Below are 22,905 nucleotides of genomic sequence, written 5' to 3' on the forward strand. Positions count from 1 at the left end.
TGGTGGAGCTGAGGGGATTCGAACCCCTGACCTCCGCAGTGCGATTGCGGCGCTCTCCCATCTGAGCTACAGCCCCGTCCGAGGCGGGTGCCTTGTAGGCCGGCCCTTCTCAGCCTGTCAATTCCCTTGGTGGCCCCGCCGCGTCGCGACTGCGCGCGGGCGCCCCGGGCTCGCACGGACCCCGCATGCGCTCGCTCCTCTGGCTCATCGACAACATCATCACGCTCTACGTGTACCTGCTGATCGCCAGCGCCGTCCTGAGCTGGCTGGTGGCCTTCAACGTGGTCAACGTGCGCAACCCGATCGTGTCGCAGATCGGGGAGTTCCTGTACCGGGTGACCGAACCGGCCCTGCGGCCGATCCGGCGCATCCTGCCGAACCTCGGCGGAATCGACATCTCGCCGATCATCCTGGTCCTCGGCCTGTTCTTCCTGCGCAACCTGATGTTCGAGCTCTTCGCCAGCATGGCCTGAGCCGGGCCGTGACCGCGCCCTGGCGCGTCACCCCGGAGGGGGTCGAGGTCCGGGTGCGGGCCACCCCGCGGGGCGGGCGCGATGCCCTCGACGGCGTCGAGACCCGGGACGACGGCGCCGTCTGGCTCAAGGTGCGGGTGCGGGCAGCGCCCGAGGAGGGCGCCGCCAACGCGGCGATCCGGGACGTGCTGCGGCGCGCCCTCGGCCTGCCGGCCTCGGCGGTCACGCTCGCCACCGGCGCCACCGCCCGGGTCAAGCTGTTTCGCATCGCCGGCGACGGGCCGGCCCTGGCGCGGCGGCTCGCGGACCTGACGGCCCACGATCCCGCGGCCGGGGCTTGACCCTAGGGCGGGGCTGCCCCTCAGATCGCCGCACGACATCACCGGCCGGGAGCGGCCCTCCCGGCCGACCGAACCATCCAGAGCCTGCCGGGCGCCACCGGAGGCGCCCGGCAGGCTCTCGCACGAGAGGCGACGATGAAGACCAATCCGGGCCGTTTCTTCGAGGATTTCCGCCTCGGGGAGACCATCCGACACGCCACGCCGCGCACCGTCACCAGCGGCGACGTGGCGCTCTACACCGCGCTCTACGGCCCGCGCTTCGCGGTCCAGTCCTCCGATGCCTTCGCGGCGGCCTTCGGTTACGACCGGGCGCCGCTGGACGACCTGCTGGTCTTCCACGTGGTGTTCGGCAAGACGGTGCCGGACATCTCGCTCAACGCGGTCGCCAATCTCGGCTATGCCGAGGGGCGCTTCCTGCGGCCGGTCTACCCGGGCGAGACGCTGAATTCGGTCTCGGAGGTGATCGGCCTCAAGGAGAGCTCGAACCGGCAGACCGGCGTGGTCTATGTCCGCTCCACCGGCTACGATTCGGCGGGCGAGGCGGTGCTGAGCTACTGCCGCTGGGTGCTGGTGCGCAAGCGCGACCCGGAGGCCCGGATCGAGGCCGAGGCGGTGCCGAGCCTCGCCAAGGCGGTGGCGCCGGAGGACCTGGCCGCGGCCCTGCCGCCCTTGAAGCCGGAGGCCTACGATGCCGGCCTCGCCGGCAGCCCGCACCGCTTCGGTGACTATGCGGCGGGGGAGCGCATCGATCACGTCGACGGCATGACCGTCGAGGAGGCCGAGCACCAGATCGCCACGAGGTTGTTCCAGAACACCGCCAAGGTCCATTTCGACGGCTACGCCGCGAAGGACACCCGCTTCGGCAAGCGCCTGATCTATGGCGGCCACGTCATCTCGCTCGCCCGGGGCTTGAGCTTCAACGGCCTCGGCAACGCCTTCGCGATCGCCGGCATCAATGCCGGGCGCCATGTCGCGCCGCTGTTTGCCGGCGACACCGTCTATGCCTGGAGCGAGGTCCTGGCGGTCGCCGACCTGCCCGGGCGCAGCGACGTCGGAGCCCTGCGCCTGCGCACGGTCGCGACCAAGAACCAGCCCTGCGGCGCCCATCCGGACAAGGCCGGCGAGGGCTACGACCCGGCGGTGATCCTCGACCTCGACTACTGGGCGCTGATGCCGCGCTGATGCGGGATCAGGTTTGCTGATCCGGGATCAGGTTCTGGCGGCGGTGAAGCGCCGGAAGGCGTCGAGGGTCTCGCGGCTGACGTGGTGCTCGATGCCCTCCGCGTCGCAGCGCGCCACGTCCGGGCTGACGCCGAGCGCCAGCAGGAACGATTCGACGATCCGGTGGCGCTCCCGCGCCTCCACGGCGAGCGCCTGGCCGGCCTCGGTGAGGAAGACGCCCCGGTAGGGCCGCTGCTGCACCAGCCCGTCCTCGGCCAGGCGCTTGAGCATCTTGGCCACCGTCGGCTGGGCGACGCCGAGGCGGGCGGCGATGTCGACCTGCCGCGCCTCGCCGGCATCGCCGATCAGGTCGGCGATCAGCTCGACGTAATCCTCGACCAGCTCGAGCCGGCGCGCCTCGCGCACTTGCCGGAAGCCGGCGGAATGCGCCTCGGCGTCGACGAGAACGGGCTCGGGCGGGAGGTCGTGGTCCTGCATGGAGTTCGCTTCTGCCGCCTCGGACGATGTGGGCCGTCTTCGATCCCGCCTTCTTAGCCGAGGACGGGCCGGGTGTGCAGAGGGAGGGGCACCCGCGTCACGCCTCCGGCGCCCGCAGATGGGCGACGAAGTCCTGCGCGAAGGGGGGCAGGGCGGCGAGGTCGCGCAGGCAGATCGTCAGGTCGCGCACCGCCCACGGGTCCTCCAGCGCCACGGTGGCGATCGCCATGGTGCGGGCGGCCCGCCGCGCGGTCGTCTCCGGCACGATGCCGAGGCCGACCCGGCACTCGACCAGGCGGCAGACCGCGTCGAAGCCGCGCAATTGCACCCGCAGGCGCAGGGGCTGGCCGCTGCGCCCGGCCTTGCCGGCGAGGAAGCGGGTGAGCGCGCTCGCCCGGTCGAGCCCGACGAGGTCGTGGCCCAGCACCTCGGCGAAGGGCACCGAGTCGCGGGCGGCGAGGGGATGATCGGCCGCCACCACCAGCACGAAGCGGTCGCGGCGGAACGGATAGGTGGCGAGGCTGCCGGTCTCGACCGTGCCGGCGACGAGGCCGAGATCGGCCGCGCCCTCGGCCACGAGCCCGACGATCTCGTCCGACAACCGCTCCTCGATGTCGACGCTGACGCCCGGATGCTCCGCGAGGTAGGCCGAGAGCACCTCGGGCAGGAACTCGGTGAGCGCGTTGGTGTTCGACAGGACCCGGATCTGCCCGGCCGCCCCGCCGGCGAAGGCCGCCAGATCCCCCTGAAGCCGCTCGACCCCCGACAGAATCTGGCGCGCATGGGCGAGCAGCGTGCGCCCGGCCGGGGTCGGGGTGACGCCGAGGCGGGCCCTCGTGAGAAGGGCGGCGCCGAGCGAGGCCTCCATGCTGCGGATGCGGTGGCTCGCCGCGGCGAGGGCCAGGTTGGCGCGGTTGGCGCCGTGGGTGATCGAGCCGGCCTCGACCACGTGGCGGAACAGGCTGAGATCGACGAGATCGAAGTGCATCGGCGGCGCCTCCCGCGATCGCCCAAGGCCCGGAATCGCCCCGGCTTCCGGCGGATCGTTTCGCCGGCCGCGAAGGTAGATCGGGCGGTGGCGCCTTGACCAGGGGCGGGCTCGGCCTTCGCGGATGACGAAGCCTGGGTCAACGAGAACCGCATTGCGAACTGGACGCATTCCAGGGAGACAGAGCGGCACGTCTGTCACTCGGGCGGACCGACGGTCGCGTTGCGCTCCCGCGGCGGAGCCGGTAGGTGACCCAGTTTAGAGCCGGACCAGATCAGGGAACTCTCGAGGATCACGATGGCGGACACCGCAAGGCCCCAGAATCCCGCCGGCAGACCGGTCGTCCGACCGCTCTCGCCCCATCTCCAGATCTACCGCTGGACCTGGACCATGGCGATGTCGGTGGCCCACCGCATCACCGGGGTCGCGCTCTACGGCGGCACCGCGCTGCTGGCTCTCTGGCTGGTCGCGCTGGCCGCGGGTCCCGGCGCCTACGGCCCGGTGGCGTGGTTCTTCGGCTCGCTCCTCGGCCGGCTGATCCTGTTCGTCTACACCTGGATCCTCCTGCACCACATGCTCGGCGGCATCCGCCATCTGGTCTGGGATTTCGGCCACGGCATGGAACCCGGCACCCGCATCGCGATGGCCCGCTACACCCTGATCGGCTCGGCCGCCCTGACGGTGCTGATCTGGTTCGTCGCCCTGGTGGCCCGCTGAGAGGACGACTGAGATGGTCGACAACCGCCCTGACATCCGCCCCTCGATCCGCACCGCCCGCGCCCGCGTCAGCGGCCTGGGCGCCGCCCATCACGGCACCCGCGAGTGGTGGCTGCACCGCGTCACCGCGGTCTCGAACGTGCCCCTCGTCCTCGCCTTCGTGGTGATCGTCGCCCTGATGGCCGGCCGCCCCTACCCGGAGGCCGCCGCCCTGGTGTCGCACCCGCTGGTGGCGATCCTGCTGATCCTTGGCGTCCTCTCGGTCACCAACCACATGCGGATGGGCCTCCAGATCGTCATCGAGGACTACGTCCACGACAAGGGCCTGAAGATCGCCGCGGTGATCGCCAACACCTTCTACTGCGTCGTCGTCGCGGTCGCCTGCCTCTACGCCATCGTGCGCGTGAGCCTGCGGGCCCTCGCGTAACGCCAGCAACAGGAACACCGTCCATGGCCTCAACCGCTTCCGCCGCGCCGGCCCAGAACGGCAAGGCGTACACCATCATCGACCACACCTTCGACGTCGTCATCGTGGGCGCCGGCGGCGCGGGGCTGCGCGCCACCGTCGGGTGCTCGCAGGCCGGGCTGCGCACCGCCTGCATCACCAAGGTCTTCCCGACCCGCTCCCACACCGTCGCGGCGCAGGGCGGCATCTCGGCCTCGCTCGGCAACATGGGCCCGGACGACTGGCGCTGGCACATGTACGACACCGTGAAGGGGTCGGACTGGCTCGGCGACCAGGACGCGATCGAGTACCTGGTGCGCAACGCGCCGGCCGCGGTCTACGAGCTCGAGCACTGGGGCGTGCCGTTCTCGCGCACCGCCGAGGGCAAGATCTACCAGCGCCCGTTCGGCGGCATGACCACCGATTACGGCAAGGGCACCGCCCAGCGCACCTGCGCGGCGGCCGACCGCACCGGCCACGCCATGCTGCACACCCTCTACGGCCAGGCCGTGAAGGCGCAGACCAACTTCTTCATCGAGTACTTCGCCCTCGACCTGATCATGGACGAGGAGGGCCGCTGCCGCGGCGTGATCGCCATCGACCAGTCGACCGGCGAGATCCACCGCTTCCGCGCCGCCATGACGGTGCTGGCCACCGGTGGCTACGGCCGGGCCTACTTCTCGGCGACCTCGGCCCATACCTGCACCGGCGACGGCAACGCCATGGTGCTGCGGGCGGGCCTGGCGCTCGAGGACATGGAGTTCGTCCAGTTCCACCCGACCGGCATCTACGGCGCCGGCTGCCTCATCACCGAGGGCTCGCGCGGCGAGGGCGGCTACCTGACGAACTCCGAGGGTGAGCGCTTCATGGAGCGCTACGCCCCCTCGGCCAAGGACCTCGCCTCGCGCGACGTGGTCTCCCGCTCCATGACCATGGAGATCCGCGCCGGCCGCGGCGTCGGCAAGAACAAGGACCACATCTTCCTGCACCTCGACCACCTCGACCCGAAGATCCTGCACGAGCGCCTGCCCGGCATCTCGGAGAGCGCGAAGATCTTCGCCGGCGTCGACGTGACCAAGGAGCCGATCCCGGTCATCCCGACCGTGCACTACAACATGGGCGGCATCCCGACGAACTACCACGGCGAGGTGCTGACGCTGAAGAACGGCAACCCCGACCACGTGGTGCCGGGCCTGATGGCGATCGGCGAGGCGGCCTGCGTCTCGGTCCACGGTGCCAATCGCCTCGGCTCGAACTCGCTCATCGACCTCGTGGTGTTCGGCCGCGCCGCCGGCCTGCGCTGCGCCGAGACGGTGGAGAAGGGCGGCCGCCTGCCGGAGCTGCCGAAGGATTCCGCCGACAAGGCGCTGGGCCGCCTCGACCGCTTCCGCTACGCCAATGGCGGCACGCCGACGGCGGAGCTGCGCCTCGAGATGCAGAAGACGATGCAGAACAACTGCGCCGTGTTCCGCACCGGCGAGGTGCTGGAGGAGGGCAAGGGCCTGATCCACAAGGTCTGGGCCGGCGCCGAGGACGTGAAGGTGACCGACCGCTCGCTGGTCTGGAACACCGACCTCCTGGAAACCCTGGAATTCGACAACCTGATCGGCCAGGCGGTCGTCACCATGGAATCGGCGGCCAACCGGACCGAGTCCCGCGGCGCTCACGCTCGCGAGGACTTCCCGGACCGCGACGACAAGCAGTGGATGAAGCACACGCTTGCCTGGCTCGATCCCGATGCCCGCAAGGTCGCGATCGATTACCGGCCGGTCCACACCTACACGATGTCGAACGACATCGCGTATATCGAGCCGAAGGCCCGCGTGTACTGACGTCGGCCGACGCCGCCGCGAGGACGCGATGAGCGAGCCCGAGACCCCGATGCTGCAACTCCTGCGCCGGATCGACCAGAAGGTCGACCGGCTCGGGGAACGCGTCGACGACTTGACCGCGCGGATCGGGTCGGTGGAATCTCAGGTCGCCTCGCTCCGTGGCGACTTCGTCCGCCTCGAACACCGCCAGGACCGCTTCGACGAGCGGCCCCAGCGGATCGAGAAGCGGCTCGATCTGGTGGAGGCCTGACGGTGCCGCCGTTCCCCCGGATCACCCGCGACCCGGCCGTCATGGGCGGGAAGGCCTGCATCCGCGGCATGCGGGTGACGGTCGGGATGATCCTGGGAAATCTCGGCGAGGGGATCGGCATCGACGACCTGCTGGCAGCGTACCCTTACCTCGAGCGGGAGGACGTGCACGACGCCCTCCGCTACGCGGCTTTCCTGGCGCGGGAGCGCGAGCCCCCGCTCCTTCCGGCGGCCTAAGGCCATGGCTCTCGCGCCCATCCGGATCCGGCCCATCCCCGGACCTCTTCTCATCGTCGAAACGGGGCGGTCGCATATCCGTCCTTGCAGGTTCGACCGCACCGATCAGGCATAGACAGATGGCCCAGTTCAACCTCCCCAAAGGCTCCCAGTACACCGAGGGCAAGACCTGGCCGAAGCCGGCCGGCGCCAAGAACCTGCAGGAGTTCCGGATCTACCGCTGGAACCAGGATGACGGCGCCAACCCGCGGATCGACACCTACTACGTCGACCGCGACGATTGCGGCCCGATGGTCCTCGACGCCCTTCTCTGGATCAAGAACAAGGTCGACGCGACCCTGACCTTCCGGCGCTCGTGCCGCGAGGGCATCTGCGGCTCCTGCGCCATGAACATCATGGGGCAGAACACGCTCGCCTGCACGCTCGGCATCGACGACTGCCAGTCGGGCCAGATCAAGATCTATCCGCTGCCGCACATGCCGGTGCTGAAGGATCTGGTGCCGGACCTGACCTCGTTCTTCGCCCAGCATGCGGCGATCGAGCCCTGGCTGCAGACCGAGACGCCCTCGCCCGAGAAGGAGTGGCGCCAGACGCCCGAGGACCGCGCGCGGCTCGACGGGCTCTACGAGTGCATCCTGTGCGCCTGCTGCACCACGTCGTGCCCGAGCTACTGGTGGAACGGCGACCGCTTCCTCGGCCCGGCGGCCCTGCTCCAGGCCTATCGCTGGCTGATCGACAGCCGCGACGAGAATACCGGCGAGCGCCTCGACGGGCTGCACGACCCGTTCCGGCTCTACCGCTGCCACACCATCATGAACTGCGCCAACACCTGCCCGAAGGGCCTGAACCCGGCCAAGGCCATCGCCGAGATCAAGAAGATGATGGTGGCGCGCGAGGTCTGATCCTCTTCCAGAACCGCTCCGGTGCGGCCGACTGGGTCCTGTCGGCCACACCCTTTCGAAAAGGCGCCTGCGGGCGCCTTTGTCGTTGGGGAAACCTCTGCACGCGCCTTTGCGGGATCGTATTTCCCGCCGACGAACGATCTCCGGAACGTATGGCCGTCGCCGGCCCAGTCAGGACTCCTCGCAGGACCCCTCGATGTCGCGTCAGATCCTCTGCACCGTCGCCGCCCTGGCCCTCGCCGCGAGCGCCGGCGCCTGCTCCTCGTCGCGCTTCGACACCGGCGCCCTCGGGGCCCCGGCGCGCCCCGCGCCCCGCGCCGCCCGGCCGCTGCCGCCCGAGGAGCCGGATCTCGGCCCCGGCCTGTCCTCCGGCCCCGTGACCTCGGCGCCGCTCGCGCCGCCCCCGGGCGCCGCCGCCGCCCCCGGACCGGTCGTCGCCAACCCGTCCGGCCCGATCATGGCGGAGGCGAGCCCCCCGCCGGTGCAGCAGCAGGCCGCGATCGCGCCGCCCGCTCCTCCGGTGGTAGCGGGCGGCGGGCGCTCGGCCGTCGTCGGCGGCTGGACCGCCAAGGACGCCACCGGCGCGAGCTGCCGGGTGAACCTCGCGAGCACGCCGGCCCTCGACCTCTACAAGGCCTCGTCCACCGGCTGCGCCAACAAGGATCTCGCCAAGGTCACCGCCTGGGATTTCCGCGACGGCGAGGTCTACCTCTACCAGCCCGGCGGCACGGTCGCGGCGCGCCTGCGCCCGGCGGGCGGCGCCATGGACGGCGCCCTGTCGAAGTCCGGCGCGCCGCTGGCGATGGTGCGGTAAGCTACTCCGCGGCGCTGAGCCGGAACGCCTGGCGGCGCGGCGGTTCCGCCTCGCCGCCGATCCGGCGGCAATCCGCGATGGTGGAGCGCGCCGTCTCGATCGCGATCATCACCGCCGCCATGGTGCGGGTGTCGGTCTCGCGCTCGCGGGTGTAGCGCACCACGTCGGCGGCGAGCGCATCGACCTCGCCGGTCAGCGCGTCGAGGCCGGCGGCGTCCGCCCGGCGCGCCTCGGCCAGGATCTCGAGCAGCCGGTCCATCACCACGTCGATCCGCTCGCGCCGCAGGCGCCGCAGGCGCTGGCGCAGCCAGGCCAGCGCAGAGCCGAAGCCGCCGCCGAGCACCGCCAGCAGGTAGACCCAGTCGCCGTAGCGATCGATGAAGCCCTGCTGCTCGCGCTCGAAATAGTCGATGGCCCCGGGATGGATCGGCAGCCGCGCGCTCGTCGCCTCGGCGGTGGTCTCGTAGGCCGGCGCCGCGATGTAGTCCGCCGCCGGCGTCGCGTCCGAGAGGCGCGAGCGCAATTCGAACAGGTGCTGGGTGACGTCGGCCGCCACGGTGCGGCTCATCGAGGCCTTCGCCATCAGCCGGTAGGAGGCCCCGACGGTCTTCACCTCCTCCGCCGGCACCTTCGGGCTGCCGCCGAACAGGCCGGCCGGCACCGTCACCGCCTGGAGCCGGGGCAGGCGCTCGATGATCGCCGGCCCGTCCTCGACGCCGACGAAGTCGACCTTGCGGGTCCGGCTCGCCGCCTGGACGATGCCGACGAGGCGCAACGCCGTCGGCGCGGCGGGCGCGATCACCGCCACCATCGCGTCGATGCGCTTCTGCGCGAAGGCCTCGGCGAGGCCGTCCTCGTCCACCGCCACCAGGCGGACCTGGCCGGCGGGCACCGGGCCGGAGCCGCCGCCCTCCTGCAGGGTGAGGCCGTAATAGGCCATCAGGCTCTTGAGCAGCCACAGATCCGCGTCCCGGTGCGCCACGATGCCGAGGCGCTTGCGGGCGAGGCCCGGAAAGCTCGTGATGCCAGACGGCGCCGGCGAGGCGATCAGCATCGCCTGGTCGCGCAGGATCGCGAGCGTCAGGCCGTTCGCCGGCAGGTCGACGTCCGGCCGCACCACCGCGAGGTCGGCCTTCCCCTGCTCCAACGCCTTGGCGCTCTCGCGCACGTCGTCGAAGGGCAGGATCTTGAGCCGCACCCCCTTCTGGGCGCTCTTCAGCGCCTCCGCATAGGCGCGGATCAGCGCCGGCTCGGTCCCGTCCCGCGGCGCCACCGCGATGGTGAGGGTGGTTGCCTGCAGCACGTAGAGCGCGACCGCCGCCGCGACGGTCAGCACCAGGCTGGTGACCAGGAAGATGCGCTCGGGCCGGAACGCTGTCGTCATCGCGCGGACACGCACTCCCCAGAGAGGCACGGACTCGAGCGAGGCCTGGCGGCCCCTACGAGAGGCAACGGGGGGAGGGCGGCGCCGGTTGCGTGGCCCGCATGTCGCAGGGAAACCGGGACCGATCCGGCGTCGACGGCGATCCGTCGGGGCGCGGAGCCTCGGCCTCGTGGCCGGCCCGGCGCCGCTCGAACGCGGATCGTCCTCGCCTCGCGGGAGCCGCCCTGACGCCCCCATGCCATCGCAGCGAGCCGGAACCGCCGAGCCGGGCCAGTCTCACAAGCAAAGAGGGCGGGCCCTCGCGGACCCGCCCTCTTCTTCTCGCCATGACCGGAAGGTCGCCTTAGCGCTTCGAGAACTGGAAGCTGCGGCGGGCCTTCTTGCGGCCGTACTTCTTGCGCTCGACCACGCGCGGGTCGCGGGTCAGGAAGCCCTCGCGCTTCAGCGGGCTGCGCAGCTCGGGCTCGTAGTAGGTCAGGGCCTTCGACAGGCCGTGGCGCACCGCGCCGGCCTGGCCGGAGAGGCCGCCGCCGGCCACCGTGACGACGATGTCGTACTGGTCGACGCGGTTGGCGACCTGGAGCGGCTGCTGCAGGATCATGCGCAGCACCGGGCGGGCGAAGTAGGTGTCGACCGGGCGGTCGTTCACCGTGATCTTGCCGGCGCCGGGCTTGATCCAGACGCGGGCGATCGCATCCTTGCGCTTGCCGGTGGCGTAGGCGCGACCGAGGGAGTCCAGCTTCTGGACGTGGACCGGGGCCTCGTTCTCGCCCTGGGCGAGGTTCTGGGCCTTGTTGGCCTGGCCGAGATCGGCGAGGGACTGAAGGGTCGCCATCTTACGCGCTCACGTTCTTGCGGTTGAGAGCGGCGACGTCGAGCGTCTCCGGCTGCTGGGCGGTGTGGGGATGCTCGTTGCCCTTGTAGACCCGGAGGTTGCCCAGGATCTGCCGGAAGAGCGGGCCGCGCGGCAGCATGCGCTCCACGGCCTTCTCGACGACGCGCTCGGGGAAGCGGCCCTCGAGGATGAACTTGGCCGAGCGCTCCTTGATGCCGCCCGGGTAGCCAGTGTGGTGGTAGTACACCTTCTGGTTATATTTGCGGCCGGTGAACTTCACCTTCTCCGCGTTGATGACGATGACGTTATCGCCGCAATCGACGTGGGGCGTGTACTGGGGCTTGTGCTTGCCCCGCAGACGCATCGCGACGATCGACGCCAGGCGGCCGACCACGAGGCCCTCCGCGTCGATGATCACCCACTTCTTGTCGACGTCGGCGGGCTTCAGCGAAAAGGTCTTCATCGCGGATAGGTCCCGGAAGTCTTTGACGAAAAAAACAGGACGCCGCCGCGGTCAGGGATGAGCGCGCGGCGGCGATGGCCGGCTGAGTAACCGAGGACGCCGCCCGCGTCAAGCGATACGGGAATTCCCAGGAGCCGAAAAAGCGTGTTTTTCGAGCGGCTTCGGCATAGCGGTACTGTGATACCGCTAGCGCGGCGGGATCGCGTATGTGCCGGTGGCGTGGCAGACGAGGTCGTCCTGGCCGAGGCTGCGGATCAGCACCTCGCCCACGGCCAGCGAGCGACCGAGCTTGAGCAGGCGCGCCTCGGCGAGGAGATCGGCCTGCATGGGCTTCCTCATGAAGTTGAACGACAGGTTGGTGGTGACGGCGAGCGCCACCGGGCCGATCTGGGCCAGGATCGCGACGTAGAGCGCCACGTCGGCGAGCCCCATCATGGCGGGCCCCGAGATCGTGCCGCCGGGGCGCAGGTGGCGCTCGTGGTAGGGCAGGCGCATCACGGCGGACATCGGCCCGACGCTCTCGACCACCGGCCCCGGCCCGCCGTGATGGATCTGCGGGAAGACCTCGTCGAGGAAGGCCGCGACCGCGTCGCGGTCCATCATCAGGGCAGGGGGCATGCAGGGGACGTTTCCGGTTGTGGTTGTGCACGATCTTGCAGCACGGCCCCCGGCACCGGACAATAGGCCATCCGTTCCGTCCTCCTTACGAGACCGCATGTCCGACCCCGCACTCCTCCTTCGGCACGACCGCGACGGCGTCGCGACCCTGACCCTCAACCGGCCGCGGGCCCGCAACGCCCTGTCGCACGCCCTCCTCACCGCCCTGTCGGACGCGTTCGCGCGGCTGGCTGACGATACGAGCGTGCGCGCCGTGGTGCTGGCCGCCGAGGGGCCGGCCTTCTGCGCCGGCCACGACCTGAAGGAGATGACCGCCTACCGCCAGGACCCCGACCGGGGCGCGGCGCGGTTCGCCGCGCTGTTCGACCTCTGCTCGTCGGTGATGATGGCCATCCCCGCCCTGCCGCAGCCGGTGATCGCGGCGGTGGAGGGGATCGCGACGGCGGCCGGCTGCCAGCTCGTCGCCTCCTGCGACCTCGCGGTGGCGGGGGAGGAGGCCCGCTTCGCCACGCCCGGGGTGCAGATCGGCCTGTTCTGCTCGACCCCGATGGTGGCGCTCTCGCGCAACCTCTCGCGCAAGGCCGCGATGGCGATGCTGCTCACCGCCGAGATGGCGGAGCCCGGCGAGGCGAAGGATCTCGGCCTCGTCAACCGCGTCGTGCCCGCCGGCACGGCGCGCGACGCGGCGCAGGCGATGGCCGCCGGCATCGCGGCCCGTAGCGCCTATACGGTGCGGGTCGGCAAGCGCGCCTTCTACGAGCAGCTGGAGATGCCGTTGGCAGAGGCCTACGCCCATGCCGGCCGGGTGATGACCGAGAACATGCTGGCCCGCGCCGCCGAGGACGGCATCGCGGCCTTCCTCGACCGGAAGGCGGCCCGATGAGCGTCGATCCCGCCGCCCACGACCGCTACGACGACGAGGCCCTGCGGGCGATCCTGCGCCGCGTCCGCTCGATCGCCCTCGTCGGTGCCTCCGCCAACCCGGCCCGGCCGAGCTGGATCGTCACCAAGTACCTCCTCGAGCGCGGCTACCAGGTGATTCCGGTCAATCCGGGGCTGGCGGGGGGTGAGATCCTGGGCCGGCCGGTGGTGGCGCGGCTCGCCGACCTCGCGCAGCCCGTCGACATGGTCGAGATCTTCCGCAACTCCGAGGCGGCCGGACCGCTGGTCGACGAGGCGCTCGCCCTCGACCCGCTGCCTCAGGTGATCTGGATGCAGCTCGGGGTGCGCAACGACGACGGCGCGGCGCGGGCCGAGGCGCGGGGCGTCACCGTGGTGATGAACCGCTGCCCGAAGATCGAGTACGGCCGCCTCTCGGGCGAGATCGGCTGGACGGGCGTGAATTCCCGCATCCTCAGCGCCAAGCGGCCGAAGCTCGCCGCGAAGGGGTTCCAGAAGCTGACGATCGAGGAGCGGTGAGGGGCGTTACGTCAATAGGCCCAACCGCGACATCAGGATGAGGTCGCGGGTGGGAGGCGCTCCGCCTACAACAGCGTCCCCCTCAGGATCACCAGCGCCACCGTGAAGTAGATCACCAGCCCCGACACGTCGACGAGGGTGGCCACGAACGGCGCCGAGGCGGTGGCGGGGTCGAAGCCGACGCGCTGGAGGATGAAGGGCAGCATCGAGCCGGTGAGCGAGCCGAACAGCACGATCCCGACGAGCGCCGTGCCGACGGTGGCGGCGACCAGGAACCAGTGCTCGCCGTAATCGTAGAAGCCGAGCTTCTGCCACACCACGATCCGCGCCACGCCGATCGTGCCAAGGATCGCCCCGAGCGTCAGGCCGGCCGGAATCTCGCGCAAGGCGACCCGCCACCAGTCGGACAGGCGCACCTGGTGGAGCGCCAGCGCGCGGATCAGCAGCGAGGTCGCCTGCGAGCCCGAATTGCCCCCCGAGCTCATGATCAGCGGGATGAACAGGGTCAGCACCAGGGCCTTCTCGAGCTCGCCCTCGAAGCCCTGCATCGCGCTCGCCGTCAGCATCTCGGACAGGAACAGCACGCAGAGCCAGCCGGCGCGCTTGCGGATCATGGTGAGGAAGTCGATCGACATGTAGGGCTCGTCGAGCGCCTCCATGCCGCCGAAGCGCTGCACCTCCTCGGTCTGCTTCTGGATCATCGCATCGATCACGTCGTCGACCGTGACGATGCCGACGACATGGTTGGTGGCATCGACGACCGGGATCGCCAGGAGGTCGTATTTCGAGATCAGGCGCGCCGCCTCGTTGCGGCTGGCATCGGCCGAGACCACCACCGGGCGGCGGTTGGGTGCCACCGACAGGATGTTGTCCTGCGGGTTGCCGGAGATCAGCCGGCGCAGCGGCACCGCCTTGGCGAGCGCCCCGGTGCGCGGATCGAGCACGAAGATCGAGTAGACGGTCTCGCGGGTGCGCTCGACCTTGCGGATGTAGTCGAGGGTGAGCCCGACCGTCCAGGTCGTCGGCACGGAGACGAACTCGGTCGTCATGATCGAGCCGACGCTCTCCTCCGGGTAGGCGATCAGCGTGTCGACGGCGCCGCGGGTCTCGGCGTCGAGGCGGGTGCGCAGGTCGGAGCGCCCCGGCTCCTCGATCTCCCGGAACACGTCGGTGACCCGGTCGGCCGACATGCCCGACAGGAAGGACGCGACGCGGTCGCGCGGCAGCATCTCGATGATGTCGGGCGCGCAGTGGAGCTCGGGCTGGTCCAGCACCTCGACGGCGCGGTCGTGCGGGAGGCTCAGCAGGATGGCGGCGGCCACCTCCGGCGCCTCCCGGTTCAGGGCCTCGACGATGTCGGGGGCGCTCTCCTCGGCGAGGCGGGCGGCGAGGGAGGCGGGCTCGACGGGGGCGTCGATCACGGTGTCGATCATGGCTCACCTTCTCGGGCGTCTGGCGTCGGCCGGCCGTCCCCGGCCGGTCGCGGCGAGCCGCTGGAGGGCGAGCGCGCGGGACCTCAGGCCGGAGACGGCGAGAGCGGTCGACTGTGACTGTCGCTCGGCATGGGGTTGCGGTTGTCCGGATGTGCTTGCGGCGAAGGCGCCGCGGGCGGATCGTCACTGCGCCGCGCCCGAAGCGTCGTCAAGAGGGGAACCCTCGGGGCGAGGAAGGAATTCGTAAGCGGACGCTCGTCCGCCCGGAGCCCCTTGGAAACGTTGCGGAAATCTTCGGCGAGTCCGGGCCGCCGCGGGAGCCACGATGGCCACCACACGCCTTCGCACCTTCTCGGACTTCGCCGCCTCGGTCGCCCGGGCGGCGGGCCGTCCGGCCACCTTCGCGGCGAGCCTGCTGCTGATCGTGGTCTGGGCGCTGACGGGCCCGCTGTTCCACTACTCGGATACCTGGCAGCTCATCATCAACACCGGCACCACGATCGTGACGTTCCTGATGGTGTTCCTGATCCAGAACACCCAGAACCGCGACGGCGCGGCGATCCAGGCCAAGCTCGACGAGCTGATCCGGGCGAGCGCGGCCCAGAACGCCTATATCGGCATCGAGCACCTGACCGAGGAGGAACTCGACGTCCTGCGCGCCCGCTGCGAGGCGCGGGCGAAGGATTTCCGCCTCAGCGAGGTCGTGGAGGCCGCCGAGGCGACCGCCAACGCCAAGGCCGCGGCGGCGGCACGGGCGGCGACGGGCGCGTGACGTCGCCTTACGCGCAGAGCTGGCGCGACGCCTCGATCTCGTTCGCCATCATCCGGGCGAGCCGCAGGATGTCGGCGATCACGAAGGGCTTGGTCACGAAGATGCTGCCGGGCACCGCCGGGTGGTTCAGGTTGGCGGTGGTCGAGGAGTAGATCACCGGCCGGTGCGGCTGGATCTGCCGGTAGGCCTCGGCCACGCCCCAGCCGTCGACGAGGCCCGGGAGCCGGATGTCGGTGAGGAGCCAGTCGATCCGCGGGCCGTGCTCGCGCAGCAGGGTGAGCGCCGCCTCGCCGCTCGACGCGGTCAGCGTCTCGACCCCGTGCTGCTCGCACAGGGTCACCAGCAGCTCGAGCAGCATGTAGCTGTCCTCGACGATCAGCACGCAGGGCTTGGTGCCGCTCTGAGGCATCCGGGACGGGAGGTGTGGGGCGGGCATCGCGAGGTGGTCTCGATCATCGATCGGGTGACGGTCGGGCCTTTCGGTTAACGAAACGTCAACCTTGGCGGGCGACGCCTCGCTTCGGGCGATTCCAGCATGTTGCACCGCGGCAACACGCGAGAGCGATGGTGCTCCGCTCGGATGCGGCGCCGCAGCGTAGCCGTATTCTTCCTGTGTCTGCCCCTTGCCCGGTCGCCCTGCCGGGGATGGCCGGGGCGGGCCTGATGCGGGGCCGCGATGGGCCGTCAAGGTTGACGGAACCTTCGCTTAACCGGCCGGGCGTACGGACGATCGCATATCGTCTCTCGAGGGGTGTCGCCCGGGCTCTTGTGCGGCTCGCGGCGTCGCCGAGGGCGGTCCCCTGAAGCCGCCATGAGGAGTTCTGGTCGATGCCGCTGCCGCTCGCGCCCCTGCGCGCGCTCAAGATCACCGCCGCCCTCTCGCTCGCCCTGTCGATGGCGGCCTGCGCGAGCAACAACGACCTGGCGGACGCCTCCGCGGCCTACGGGGCCGGCGGCCGCGGCGCCGCGGCGCCGGGCAGCGCCCAGGACTTCGTGGTCAATGTCGGCGACCGGGTGTTCTTCGAGACCGACTCGACCGACCTGACCCCGAATGCCGTCGCGACCCTGGACAAGCAGGCCCAGTGGCTGTCGCGCTATTCGCGCTATACGTTCCTGATCGAGGGCCACGCCGACGAGCGCGGCACCCGCGAGTACAACTACTCGCTCGGCGCCCGCCGCTTCCAGGCGGTGCGCGACTACCTGATCTCGAAGGGCATCGCGGCAAGCCGCATGCGCACCGTGTCCTACGGCAAGGAGCGCCCGGTCGCGGTCTGCAACGACATCTCGTGCTGGTCGCAGAACCGCCGCGCCGTCACGGTGCTGGACGGCGGCGCCGGCTCCTGACCGGCCGGACGACGCGGGGCGGCGCCCGCCGCCCCTTTTGCCGGGAACCGCGGCATCTGCTAACCCGCGCTCCCGACAGCGGACCCGCCGCCTGACCCGAGCCGTGATGCGCCCCGCCATGCTTCGCCGCCTGCTCCTCGCCCCCGTTCTCGCCGTCTCCGGGCTGGCCCTCGCCGCCGCGTTCCCCGCCGCGGCCCAGGACGCGGCCGAGTTCGTGGTGCGCCTCAACCGGCTGGAGAACCAGTCGCGCCAGATGGCGGGCCAGATCGAGTCGCTCCAGTACGAGAACCGCCAGCTCAAGGAGCAGCTGCGCAAGTTCCAGGAAGACGTCGAGTACCGCTTCCAGGAAGGGAAGGGCGGGCAGCGCCCGGCGGCCGCGACCCCGCCGCCCAAGCCCCAGAAGCGCGGCGACGCCTTCGACCCGTCCCAGAACCCGGGCGCGCCGGGGGCACCTCAGCATCTGGGAGCAGCCCAGAATCTCGGCTCCGCGACCCCGCCGCAGGGACCCCGGGCGGCGGCCGCGCCCGCGACCCCGAGCGCCACCGCGGCGCTCGCGCCGCCCCGTGCCGCGATCGACGACGAGACGCCCGAATACGGCGAGCCCGTCGACCTGCGCCCGCCGTCCAACCCGGCTGCCGCTCCGCCGCCGGCCCCGGCGCCGCGGCCTTCCGCCAGCGTCGCCGCCACCGGCAGCGGCGACGCGAAGGCGGATTACGAGGCGGCCTACGCCTACGTGCTGCAGCGTCAGTACGAGCAGGCCGAGATGAGCCTGCGCCAGTTCATCCAGTCGCATCCCCGCGACGCCCTGGTGCCGGATGCGACCTACTGGCTCGGCGAGAGCTACCTGCAGCGCAACCGCACCCGCGAGGCGGCCGAGCAGTTCCTAAAGGTGTCGACCGACTACGCCCGCTCGCGCAAGGCGCCGGACGCGATGCTGAAGCTGGGCGCCTCGCTCAACGCGCTCGGCGCCCGCGAGCAGGCCTGCGCCACCCTGGCCGAGCTGGAGCGCAAGTTCCCCCAGGCCTCGGCGAGCGTGAGGCAGGGCGTCGACCGGGAGCAGAAGCGCGCGCGCTGCGCCGCGTGAGCGACCCGGGCGGGCCCGCGCGGTTCGACCGAACCGGCCGGGACGCGCCGGCCGATTCGACCGGACCGATCGGCCCGGCCGAGGGCGCCGCCCTGCTCGGGCCCTGGATCGGGCCGGGCGCCCGGCACGCAAGCGCGATCCTGGCGGTGTCCGGCGGGCCCGACTCGACCGCCCTGATGGGCTGCGCGGCACTCCTTCCCCGCGGCGTTCCGCTCGTCGTCGCGACCGTCGATCACGGCCTGCGGCCCGGCTCGGCGGCGGAAGCCGATTCGGTGGCCGGCCTCGCCGCCCGCCTGGGGCTGTCCCACCGCACCCTCGCCTGGACCGGACCGAAGCCGGCGGCGCGCCTCCAGGAGGCGGCGCGGGCGGCACGCTACCGCCTGCTCGCGGAGCTCGCCCGGGAGGTCGGCGCCGGCCTCGTCCTCACCGCCCACACCCTCGACGACCAGGCCGAGACCGTGCTGATGCGGCTCTGCGCCGGCTCCGGCCCCGCCGGCCTCGCCGGCATGGCGCCGTCCCGCGCCCTCGACGGGCTCACCCTGGGCAGGCCGTTCCTGAGCGTGCCGAAGGCACGGCTGGTCGCGACCTGCGAGGCGCGCGGCTGGCCGTTCCTGCGCGATCCCTCGAACACCGATCCGCGCTTCGGCCGCGCCCGCCTGCGCGGCCTGCTGCCGCTCCTCGCCGCGGAGGGGTTGACCGCCCCCCGCCTCGCGCGGCTCGCCGGGCGTCTGCGCCGCGACGAGGCCGCCCTGGCGGCGGCGGCCGAGACGGCCCTGCGGGATCTCCTGCGCGAATCGGGCGGGGAGGGGCGTCTCGTCCTCGACGGCCCAGGCCTGGCGGCGCTGCCGGAGGCAATGGTCCTGCGGGTCGTGGGCCTCGCCGCCGCGGCGGTGCTGCGCACCGCACCGGTGCTGCGCACCGCGCCGGAGCATCGCGGCGCGGACCTGCTGCCCGACGCGGCGGTCTATCCGCCGCGCCTCGAACGGCTGGAGCGGGTCGTCCTCGGCAAGGTTCTGCCGGCCCTGCGGGACGGCGCGCCCTGCAGGCGCACGGTCGCGGGCGTGCTCCTCGCGGCCGGGCGCGGCCGGCTGACCGTCACGCCCGAGCCGCCGCGGCGCGCGGGCAGACCCCGCGGCGGCCCCGGCACGGGATGACGTTTCGGCGAGGCGGCCGGTGCGCGGCGCCGCAGGCGCGGGCGATTACTTGGCAAGCCTCCGGCGGGTGCCTACATTGCGATCCGAGTGCCGGTGCCCATCCCAGCACGCCCGCAGCGCCGCGCTCCTCAGGGATTGACTCTTCGATGAACCCCAATTTCCGCAATTTCGCCCTGTGGGTCGTCATCTTCCTGCTGGTGCTGGCCCTGGTGACCCTGTTCCAGAACCCGGGTCACCGCTCGGGCGGCGGGGAGATCGCCTACAGCCAGCTCCTGAACGACGCCGAGGCGGGCCGCATCCAGAGCGTGGTCATCTCCGGGCAGGAGGTGAGCGGCACCTACACGAGCGGCGGCACGTTCACGACCTACGCGCCCAACGATCCCTCGCTGGTGACGAAGCTCCAGGGCAAGGGCGTGACCATCACGGCCCGGCCGCCCTCCGACAACACCCCGTGGTTCATCGCGCTGCTCGTCAACTGGCTGCCGATCCTGGTGTTCATCGGGGCCTGGATCTTCCTGTCGCGCCAGATGCAGTCCGGCGCCGGACGGGCGATGGGCTTCGGCAAGTCCAAGGCGAAGCTCCTGACCGAGGCTCACGGCCGCGTCACCTTCGAGGACGTGGCGGGCGTCGACGAGGCCAAGGAGGACCTGCAGGAGATCGTCGAGTTCCTGCGCGACCCGCAGAAGTTCCAGCGCCTCGGCGGCCGCATTCCCCGCGGCGTGCTGCTGGTCGGCCCCCCCGGTACCGGCAAGACGCTCATCGCCCGCGCCGTCGCGGGCGAGGCCAACGTGCCGTTCTTCACCATCTCGGGCTCGGACTTCGTCGAGATGTTCGTCGGCGTCGGCGCCAGCCGCGTCCGCGACATGTTCGACCAGGCGAAGAAGAACGCCCCCTGCATCATCTTCATCGACGAGATCGACGCCGTCGGCCGCCACCGCGGCGCGGGCTTGGGGGGCGGCAACGACGAGCGCGAGCAGACCCTCAACCAGCTCCTCGTCGAGATGGACGGCTTCGAGGCCAACGAGGGCATCATCATCATCGCGGCGACCAACCGCCCCGACGTGCTCGACCCGGCGCTCCTGCGCCCGGGCCGCTTCGACCGCCAGATCATCGTGCCGAACCCCGACGTGATCGGCCGCGAGCGCATCCTGCGCGTCCACGTCCGCAAGGTGCCGCTCTCGCCCGACGTCGACCTGAAGGTGATCGCCCGCGGCACCCCCGGCTTCTCGGGCGCCGACCTGATGAACCTCGTCAACGAGGCGGCCCTGCTGGCGGCCCGCCGCGGCAAGCGCATCGTCACGATGCACGAGTTCGAGGACGCCAAGGACAAGGTGATGATGGGCGCCGAGCGGCGCACCCTCGTCATGACCGAGGACGAGAAGCGGCTCACCGCCTATCACGAGGGCGGCCACGCCATCGTGGCCTTCAACGTCCCGGCGACCGATCCCGTCCACAAGGCGACGATCATCCCGCGCGGCCGGGCGCTGGGCATGGTCATGCAGCTGCCCGAGCGCGACAAGCTGTCGATGTCGTTCGAGCAGATGACCTCGCGCCTCGCCATCATGATGGGCGGCCGCGTCGCCGAGGAGATGATCTTCGGCCACGACAAGGTCACGTCGGGCGCCCAGTCGGACATCGAGCAGGCGACCCGTCTCGCCCGCATGATGGTGACCCGCTGGGGTTTCTCGCCCGAGCTCGGCACCGTGGCCTACGGTGAGAACAACGACGAGGTCTTCCTCGGCATGCAGGTCAACCGGCAGCAGAACGTGTCGGAGGCCACCGCCCAGAAGATCGACGCCGAGGTCCGCCGCCTGGTCGAGGCCGGCCTGCAGGATGCCCGCCGCATCCTCGACGAGCGCCGCGACGACCTCGAGGCCCTGGCCCGCGGCCTCCTCGAATACGAGACCCTGTCGGGCGACGAGATCCGCGACCTGATCAACGGGAAGCCTCCGGTGCGCGACGCGGGCGACTACCCGACGAGCCCGACCCGTGGATCGCCGGTTCCCTCCGCCGGCCGCGGCCGGCCGCGGGAGAACGACGGCGGCTACGAGCCCCAGCCGCAGGCCTGAGAGCGGACACGACCGGATGTCGGCGCGAGGGGGCGGCGGGAGGGATCCCGCCGCCCCTTCCGCGTTGCCGGCAAGCCTCAAAATAACCCAGACTGCGTGGGACCGCGTCCGGGGGACCGCGGCACCGGCCTTGCGCCGCGCCGCCCGCCGGCGGGCGCGATGGCCCGGAACGGGACAGGGAGATGACAGCCGTGCGCAAGTATTTCGGGACCGACGGCATCCGGGGCCGGGCGAACGGCGTGATCACGCCGGAACTCGCGCTCAAGGTGGGACAGGCCGCCGGGCTCGTGTTCCAGCGCGGGGAGCACCGCCACCGCGTCGTGATCGGCAAGGACACCCGCCTGTCGGGCTACATGATCGAGACCGCGATGGTGGCGGGCTTCACCTCGGTGGGCATGGACGTGCTGCTGCTCGGCCCGATGCCGACGCCGGCCGTCGCGATGCTGACCCGCTCGATGCGGGCCGATATCGGGGTGATGATCTCGGCCTCGCACAACCCGTTCGAGGATAACGGCATCAAGATCTTCGGCCCCGACGGCTTCAAGCTCTCCGACGAGGTCGAGCGCGAGATCGAGCGCCTGATCGACGCCGACCTGCAGAAGAAGCTCGCCGGATCCGGCGATCTCGGCCGGGCCAAGCGCATCGAGAGCGTGCACGCCCGCTACATCGAGTTCGCCAAGCGCACCCTGCCGCGCAATCTCACCCTCGACGGCCTGCGGGTGGTGGTCGACTGCGCCAACGGCGCCGCCTACCGGGTGGCCCCCGAGACCCTGTGGGAGCTCGGCGCCGAGGTGATCGCCATCGGCACCGAGCCGGACGGCTTCAACATCAACCGCGACGTCGGCTCGACGGCGCCGGAGGCCCTGGTCAGCAAGGTGCGCGAACTGCGCGCCGATATCGGCATCGCGCTGGACGGCGACGCCGACCGGGTGCTCGTCGTCGACGAGAAGGGCCACCGGGTCGACGGCGACCAGCTGATGGCGGTGGTCGCCCGCTCCTGGCAGGAGGATGCGCGCCTCTCGAAGAACGGCATCGTCGCCACCATCATGTCGAATCTCGGCCTCGAGCGCTATCTCGGGGGCCTCGGCCTCGGCATGGTCCGCACCGCCGTGGGCGACCGCTACGTGCTGGAGCACATGCGCGAGCACGGCTACAACCTCGGCGGCGAGCAATCCGGCCACATCATCATGTCGGACTACGCCACCACCGGCGACGGGCTGGTGGCGGCGCTCCAGCTCCTCTCGGTGGTGCAGCGCCAGCAGCGCCCGGTGAGCGAGGTCTGCCACTGCTTCGACCCGCTGCCCCAGGTGCTCAAGAATGTGCGCTACGGCGTCGGCGGCGAGCCCCTGCGCCAGGATGCGGTGGTGACCGCCATCGAGGGCGCGCGCCAGCGCCTCGGCGAGGGCGGGCGCCTCGTCATCCGGCCATCGGGCACCGAGCCGGTGATCCGGGTGATGGCCGAGGGCGACGACCGCGACCTCGTGGTGCGGGTGGTCGACGACGTGGTCGAGGCCCTGCGCAAGGTCGCGGCCTGAGGCCGGGCAGCCGCGTGACCGATCGGGCGGGCCGGAGAGAAGGGGTCCGCCCGGCCCGCGGCACGGCCTTGGCGCGCGGCGCATACCGATCCACCCGCAGGACTGACCCGACCGCCCACCGTGTCTAGGCGGGTGCAA

Annotated in this window: 26 protein-coding genes and 1 tRNA gene; 18 read left to right on the forward strand and 9 right to left on the reverse strand. The window is 71.4% G+C overall.

Translation table 11 applies throughout. The features are described from left to right. Nucleotides 1–76, reverse strand: a tRNA-Ala gene (locus EU555_RS26990). A gap of 109 nt (nt 77–185) precedes the next feature. On the opposite strand from EU555_RS26990, the gene EU555_RS26995 reads away from it, so the two are divergent. The 3 genes from EU555_RS26995 (at nt 186) to EU555_RS27005 (ending at nt 1,996) form a co-directional block, all read left to right on the forward strand. Next, a complete protein-coding gene (locus EU555_RS26995) occupies nt 186–473 on the forward strand; it encodes a YggT family protein (RefSeq protein ID WP_135418485.1) in 288 nt (95 codons plus the stop codon). Between the two features lie 8 nt (nt 474–481). Next, nucleotides 482–814 (forward strand): DUF167 family protein, encoded by a 333-nt coding sequence (locus tag EU555_RS27000; RefSeq protein ID WP_135418486.1) that lies wholly within the window; start codon nt 482–484, stop codon nt 812–814. Between the two features lie 84 nt (nt 815–898). Beyond that, nucleotides 899–1,996 (forward strand): MaoC family dehydratase, encoded by a 1,098-nt coding sequence (locus EU555_RS27005; protein ID WP_342636500.1) that lies wholly within the window; start codon nt 899–901, stop codon nt 1,994–1,996. Between the two features lie 27 nt (nt 1,997–2,023). Here the strand turns inward: EU555_RS27005 and mntR are convergent, their stop codons facing one another. Together mntR and EU555_RS27015 are read right to left on the reverse strand one after the other, a co-directional pair. Beyond that, nucleotides 2,024–2,473, reverse strand: coding sequence for a manganese-binding transcriptional regulator MntR (mntR, locus tag EU555_RS27010; protein ID WP_135418488.1), 450 nt, complete (start codon nt 2,471–2,473; stop codon nt 2,024–2,026). 97 nt (nt 2,474–2,570) lie between these two features. Next, a complete protein-coding gene (locus EU555_RS27015; protein ID WP_135418489.1) occupies nt 2,571–3,461 on the reverse strand; it encodes a LysR family transcriptional regulator in 891 nt (296 codons plus the stop codon). Nucleotides 3,462–3,758: 297 nt separating this feature from the next. Between EU555_RS27015 and sdhC the strand changes: the two genes are divergently transcribed. From sdhC to EU555_RS27050, 7 genes are all read left to right on the forward strand, one after another. After that, nucleotides 3,759–4,178: a succinate dehydrogenase, cytochrome b556 subunit gene (gene sdhC / locus EU555_RS27020; RefSeq protein ID WP_135418490.1), complete on the forward strand. Its 420-nt coding sequence runs from the start codon at nt 3,759–3,761 to the stop codon at nt 4,176–4,178. A gap of 13 nt (nt 4,179–4,191) precedes the next feature. Next, nucleotides 4,192–4,605, forward strand: coding sequence for a succinate dehydrogenase, hydrophobic membrane anchor protein (gene sdhD / locus EU555_RS27025; RefSeq protein ID WP_135418491.1), 414 nt, complete (start codon nt 4,192–4,194; stop codon nt 4,603–4,605). A gap of 23 nt (nt 4,606–4,628) precedes the next feature. Further along, entirely contained in the window at nt 4,629–6,455 is a 1,827-nt protein-coding gene (gene sdhA, locus EU555_RS27030) for a succinate dehydrogenase flavoprotein subunit (protein WP_135418492.1), read from the forward strand. 49 nt (nt 6,456–6,504) lie between these two features. Continuing rightward, on the forward strand, nt 6,505–6,705 hold the full coding sequence (locus EU555_RS27035; RefSeq protein WP_245524523.1) for a hypothetical protein: 201 nt from the start codon (nt 6,505–6,507) through the stop codon (nt 6,703–6,705). A gap of 2 nt (nt 6,706–6,707) precedes the next feature. Beyond that, nucleotides 6,708–6,941 (forward strand): DUF433 domain-containing protein, encoded by a 234-nt coding sequence (locus EU555_RS27040; protein WP_135418494.1) that lies wholly within the window; start codon nt 6,708–6,710, stop codon nt 6,939–6,941. A gap of 119 nt (nt 6,942–7,060) precedes the next feature. Further along, the gene (locus tag EU555_RS27045) at nt 7,061–7,843 is read left to right on the forward strand and encodes a succinate dehydrogenase iron-sulfur subunit (RefSeq protein WP_135418495.1); all 783 of its coding nucleotides are present in this window, start codon (nt 7,061–7,063) and stop codon (nt 7,841–7,843) included. 196 nt (nt 7,844–8,039) lie between these two features. Next, nucleotides 8,040–8,657 carry an AprI/Inh family metalloprotease inhibitor gene (locus EU555_RS27050; protein ID WP_135418496.1) on the forward strand — a complete coding sequence of 206 codons (618 nt, stop codon included), beginning with the start codon at nt 8,040–8,042 and terminating at the stop codon, nt 8,655–8,657. A 1-nt stretch (nt 8,658) separates the two neighbouring features. Here the strand turns inward: EU555_RS27050 and EU555_RS27055 are convergent, their stop codons facing one another. The 4 genes from EU555_RS27055 to EU555_RS27070 form a co-directional block, all read right to left on the reverse strand. Next, on the reverse strand, nt 8,659–10,041 hold the full coding sequence (locus tag EU555_RS27055; RefSeq protein WP_135418497.1) for a TAXI family TRAP transporter solute-binding subunit: 1,383 nt from the start codon (nt 10,039–10,041) through the stop codon (nt 8,659–8,661). Nucleotides 10,042–10,384: 343 nt separating this feature from the next. After that, nucleotides 10,385–10,876: a 30S ribosomal protein S9 gene (gene rpsI, locus EU555_RS27060; RefSeq protein ID WP_135418498.1), complete on the reverse strand. Its 492-nt coding sequence runs from the start codon at nt 10,874–10,876 to the stop codon at nt 10,385–10,387. 1 nt (nt 10,877) lies between these two features. Next, nucleotides 10,878–11,339 carry a 50S ribosomal protein L13 gene (gene rplM / locus EU555_RS27065; protein ID WP_135418499.1) on the reverse strand — a complete coding sequence of 154 codons (462 nt, stop codon included), beginning with the start codon at nt 11,337–11,339 and terminating at the stop codon, nt 10,878–10,880. Between the two features lie 186 nt (nt 11,340–11,525). Next, nucleotides 11,526–11,957 (reverse strand): PaaI family thioesterase, encoded by a 432-nt coding sequence (locus EU555_RS27070; protein WP_135418500.1) that lies wholly within the window; start codon nt 11,955–11,957, stop codon nt 11,526–11,528. A gap of 97 nt (nt 11,958–12,054) precedes the next feature. Between EU555_RS27070 and EU555_RS27075 the strand changes: the two genes are divergently transcribed. After that, a complete protein-coding gene (locus EU555_RS27075; protein ID WP_135418501.1) occupies nt 12,055–12,840 on the forward strand; it encodes an enoyl-CoA hydratase in 786 nt (261 codons plus the stop codon). After that, nucleotides 12,837–13,376 (forward strand): CoA-binding protein, encoded by a 540-nt coding sequence (locus EU555_RS27080; protein ID WP_135418502.1) that lies wholly within the window; start codon nt 12,837–12,839, stop codon nt 13,374–13,376. The genes EU555_RS27075 and EU555_RS27080 overlap by 4 nt, the downstream gene beginning before the upstream one ends. A gap of 65 nt (nt 13,377–13,441) precedes the next feature. On the opposite strand, the gene mgtE is transcribed toward EU555_RS27080, so the two are convergent. After that, nucleotides 13,442–14,809 (reverse strand): magnesium transporter, encoded by a 1,368-nt coding sequence (mgtE, locus tag EU555_RS27085; protein ID WP_135418503.1) that lies wholly within the window; start codon nt 14,807–14,809, stop codon nt 13,442–13,444. Nucleotides 14,810–15,134: 325 nt separating this feature from the next. Here mgtE and EU555_RS27090 point away from each other — a divergent pair, with 325 nt between their 5' ends. Beyond that, nucleotides 15,135–15,581: a low affinity iron permease family protein gene (locus EU555_RS27090; protein WP_135418504.1), complete on the forward strand. Its 447-nt coding sequence runs from the start codon at nt 15,135–15,137 to the stop codon at nt 15,579–15,581. Nucleotides 15,582–15,588: 7 nt separating this feature from the next. Here EU555_RS27090 and EU555_RS27095 read toward each other — a convergent pair whose 3' ends face one another. Continuing rightward, on the reverse strand, nt 15,589–16,017 hold the full coding sequence (locus tag EU555_RS27095) for a response regulator (protein WP_425375159.1): 429 nt from the start codon (nt 16,015–16,017) through the stop codon (nt 15,589–15,591). A 392-nt stretch (nt 16,018–16,409) separates the two neighbouring features. Between EU555_RS27095 and pal the strand changes: the two genes are divergently transcribed. The 5 genes from pal to glmM all read left to right on the forward strand — a co-directional run bounded on the left by pal (nt 16,410) and on the right by glmM (nt 22,767). Further along, nucleotides 16,410–16,925 carry a peptidoglycan-associated lipoprotein Pal gene (pal, locus tag EU555_RS27100; RefSeq protein ID WP_135418505.1) on the forward strand — a complete coding sequence of 172 codons (516 nt, stop codon included), beginning with the start codon at nt 16,410–16,412 and terminating at the stop codon, nt 16,923–16,925. A 118-nt stretch (nt 16,926–17,043) separates the two neighbouring features. After that, entirely contained in the window at nt 17,044–18,009 is a 966-nt protein-coding gene (ybgF, locus tag EU555_RS27105) for a tol-pal system protein YbgF (RefSeq protein WP_135418506.1), read from the forward strand. Next, complete coding sequence (gene tilS / locus EU555_RS27110; RefSeq protein ID WP_135418507.1) at nt 18,006–19,163, forward strand: tRNA lysidine(34) synthetase TilS; 1,158 nt, start codon at nt 18,006–18,008, stop codon at nt 19,161–19,163. The genes ybgF and tilS overlap by 4 nt, the downstream gene beginning before the upstream one ends. A 146-nt stretch (nt 19,164–19,309) precedes the next feature. Further along, entirely contained in the window at nt 19,310–21,232 is a 1,923-nt protein-coding gene (ftsH, locus tag EU555_RS27115) for an ATP-dependent zinc metalloprotease FtsH (protein WP_135418508.1), read from the forward strand. A gap of 191 nt (nt 21,233–21,423) precedes the next feature. Then, nucleotides 21,424–22,767, forward strand: coding sequence for a phosphoglucosamine mutase (gene glmM, locus EU555_RS27120; RefSeq protein ID WP_135418558.1), 1,344 nt, complete (start codon nt 21,424–21,426; stop codon nt 22,765–22,767). The last annotated feature ends 138 nt before the right edge of the window (nt 22,768–22,905 follow it).

Origin of the sequence: Methylobacterium nonmethylotrophicum (assembly GCF_004745635.1) — a bacterium.
Classification (GTDB): Bacteria; Pseudomonadota; Alphaproteobacteria; order Rhizobiales; family Beijerinckiaceae; genus Methylobacterium; species Methylobacterium nonmethylotrophicum.

What these genes read in the sequence shown, in the direction of transcription:
- EU555_RS26995 (WP_135418485.1), top strand. Translation starts at nt 186, where the DNA reads ATGCGCTCGCTCCTCTGGCTCATCGACAACATCATCACGCTCTACGTG.
- mntR (WP_135418488.1), bottom strand. Translation starts at nt 2,473, where the DNA reads ATGCAGGACCACGACCTCCCGCCCGAGCCCGTTCTCGTCGACGCCGAG.
- EU555_RS27015 (WP_135418489.1), bottom strand. Translation starts at nt 3,461, where the DNA reads ATGCACTTCGATCTCGTCGATCTCAGCCTGTTCCGCCACGTGGTCGAG.
- sdhC (WP_135418490.1), top strand. Translation starts at nt 3,759, where the DNA reads ATGGCGGACACCGCAAGGCCCCAGAATCCCGCCGGCAGACCGGTCGTC.
- sdhD (WP_135418491.1), top strand. Translation starts at nt 4,192, where the DNA reads ATGGTCGACAACCGCCCTGACATCCGCCCCTCGATCCGCACCGCCCGC.
- sdhA (WP_135418492.1), top strand. Translation starts at nt 4,629, where the DNA reads ATGGCCTCAACCGCTTCCGCCGCGCCGGCCCAGAACGGCAAGGCGTAC.
- EU555_RS27035 (WP_245524523.1), top strand. Translation starts at nt 6,505, where the DNA reads ATGCTGCAACTCCTGCGCCGGATCGACCAGAAGGTCGACCGGCTCGGG.
- EU555_RS27045 (WP_135418495.1), top strand. Translation starts at nt 7,061, where the DNA reads ATGGCCCAGTTCAACCTCCCCAAAGGCTCCCAGTACACCGAGGGCAAG.
- EU555_RS27050 (WP_135418496.1), top strand. Translation starts at nt 8,040, where the DNA reads ATGTCGCGTCAGATCCTCTGCACCGTCGCCGCCCTGGCCCTCGCCGCG.
- EU555_RS27055 (WP_135418497.1), bottom strand. Translation starts at nt 10,041, where the DNA reads ATGACGACAGCGTTCCGGCCCGAGCGCATCTTCCTGGTCACCAGCCTG.
- rpsI (WP_135418498.1), bottom strand. Translation starts at nt 10,876, where the DNA reads ATGGCGACCCTTCAGTCCCTCGCCGATCTCGGCCAGGCCAACAAGGCC.
- rplM (WP_135418499.1), bottom strand. Translation starts at nt 11,339, where the DNA reads ATGAAGACCTTTTCGCTGAAGCCCGCCGACGTCGACAAGAAGTGGGTG.
- EU555_RS27070 (WP_135418500.1), bottom strand. Translation starts at nt 11,957, where the DNA reads ATGCCCCCTGCCCTGATGATGGACCGCGACGCGGTCGCGGCCTTCCTC.
- EU555_RS27075 (WP_135418501.1), top strand. Translation starts at nt 12,055, where the DNA reads ATGTCCGACCCCGCACTCCTCCTTCGGCACGACCGCGACGGCGTCGCG.
- EU555_RS27080 (WP_135418502.1), top strand. Translation starts at nt 12,837, where the DNA reads ATGAGCGTCGATCCCGCCGCCCACGACCGCTACGACGACGAGGCCCTG.
- mgtE (WP_135418503.1), bottom strand. Translation starts at nt 14,809, where the DNA reads ATGATCGACACCGTGATCGACGCCCCCGTCGAGCCCGCCTCCCTCGCC.
- EU555_RS27090 (WP_135418504.1), top strand. Translation starts at nt 15,135, where the DNA reads ATGGCCACCACACGCCTTCGCACCTTCTCGGACTTCGCCGCCTCGGTC.
- EU555_RS27095 (WP_425375159.1), bottom strand. Translation starts at nt 16,017, where the DNA reads ATGCCCGCCCCACACCTCCCGTCCCGGATGCCTCAGAGCGGCACCAAG.
- pal (WP_135418505.1), top strand. Translation starts at nt 16,410, where the DNA reads ATGCCGCTGCCGCTCGCGCCCCTGCGCGCGCTCAAGATCACCGCCGCC.
- ybgF (WP_135418506.1), top strand. Translation starts at nt 17,044, where the DNA reads ATGCTTCGCCGCCTGCTCCTCGCCCCCGTTCTCGCCGTCTCCGGGCTG.
- ftsH (WP_135418508.1), top strand. Translation starts at nt 19,310, where the DNA reads ATGAACCCCAATTTCCGCAATTTCGCCCTGTGGGTCGTCATCTTCCTG.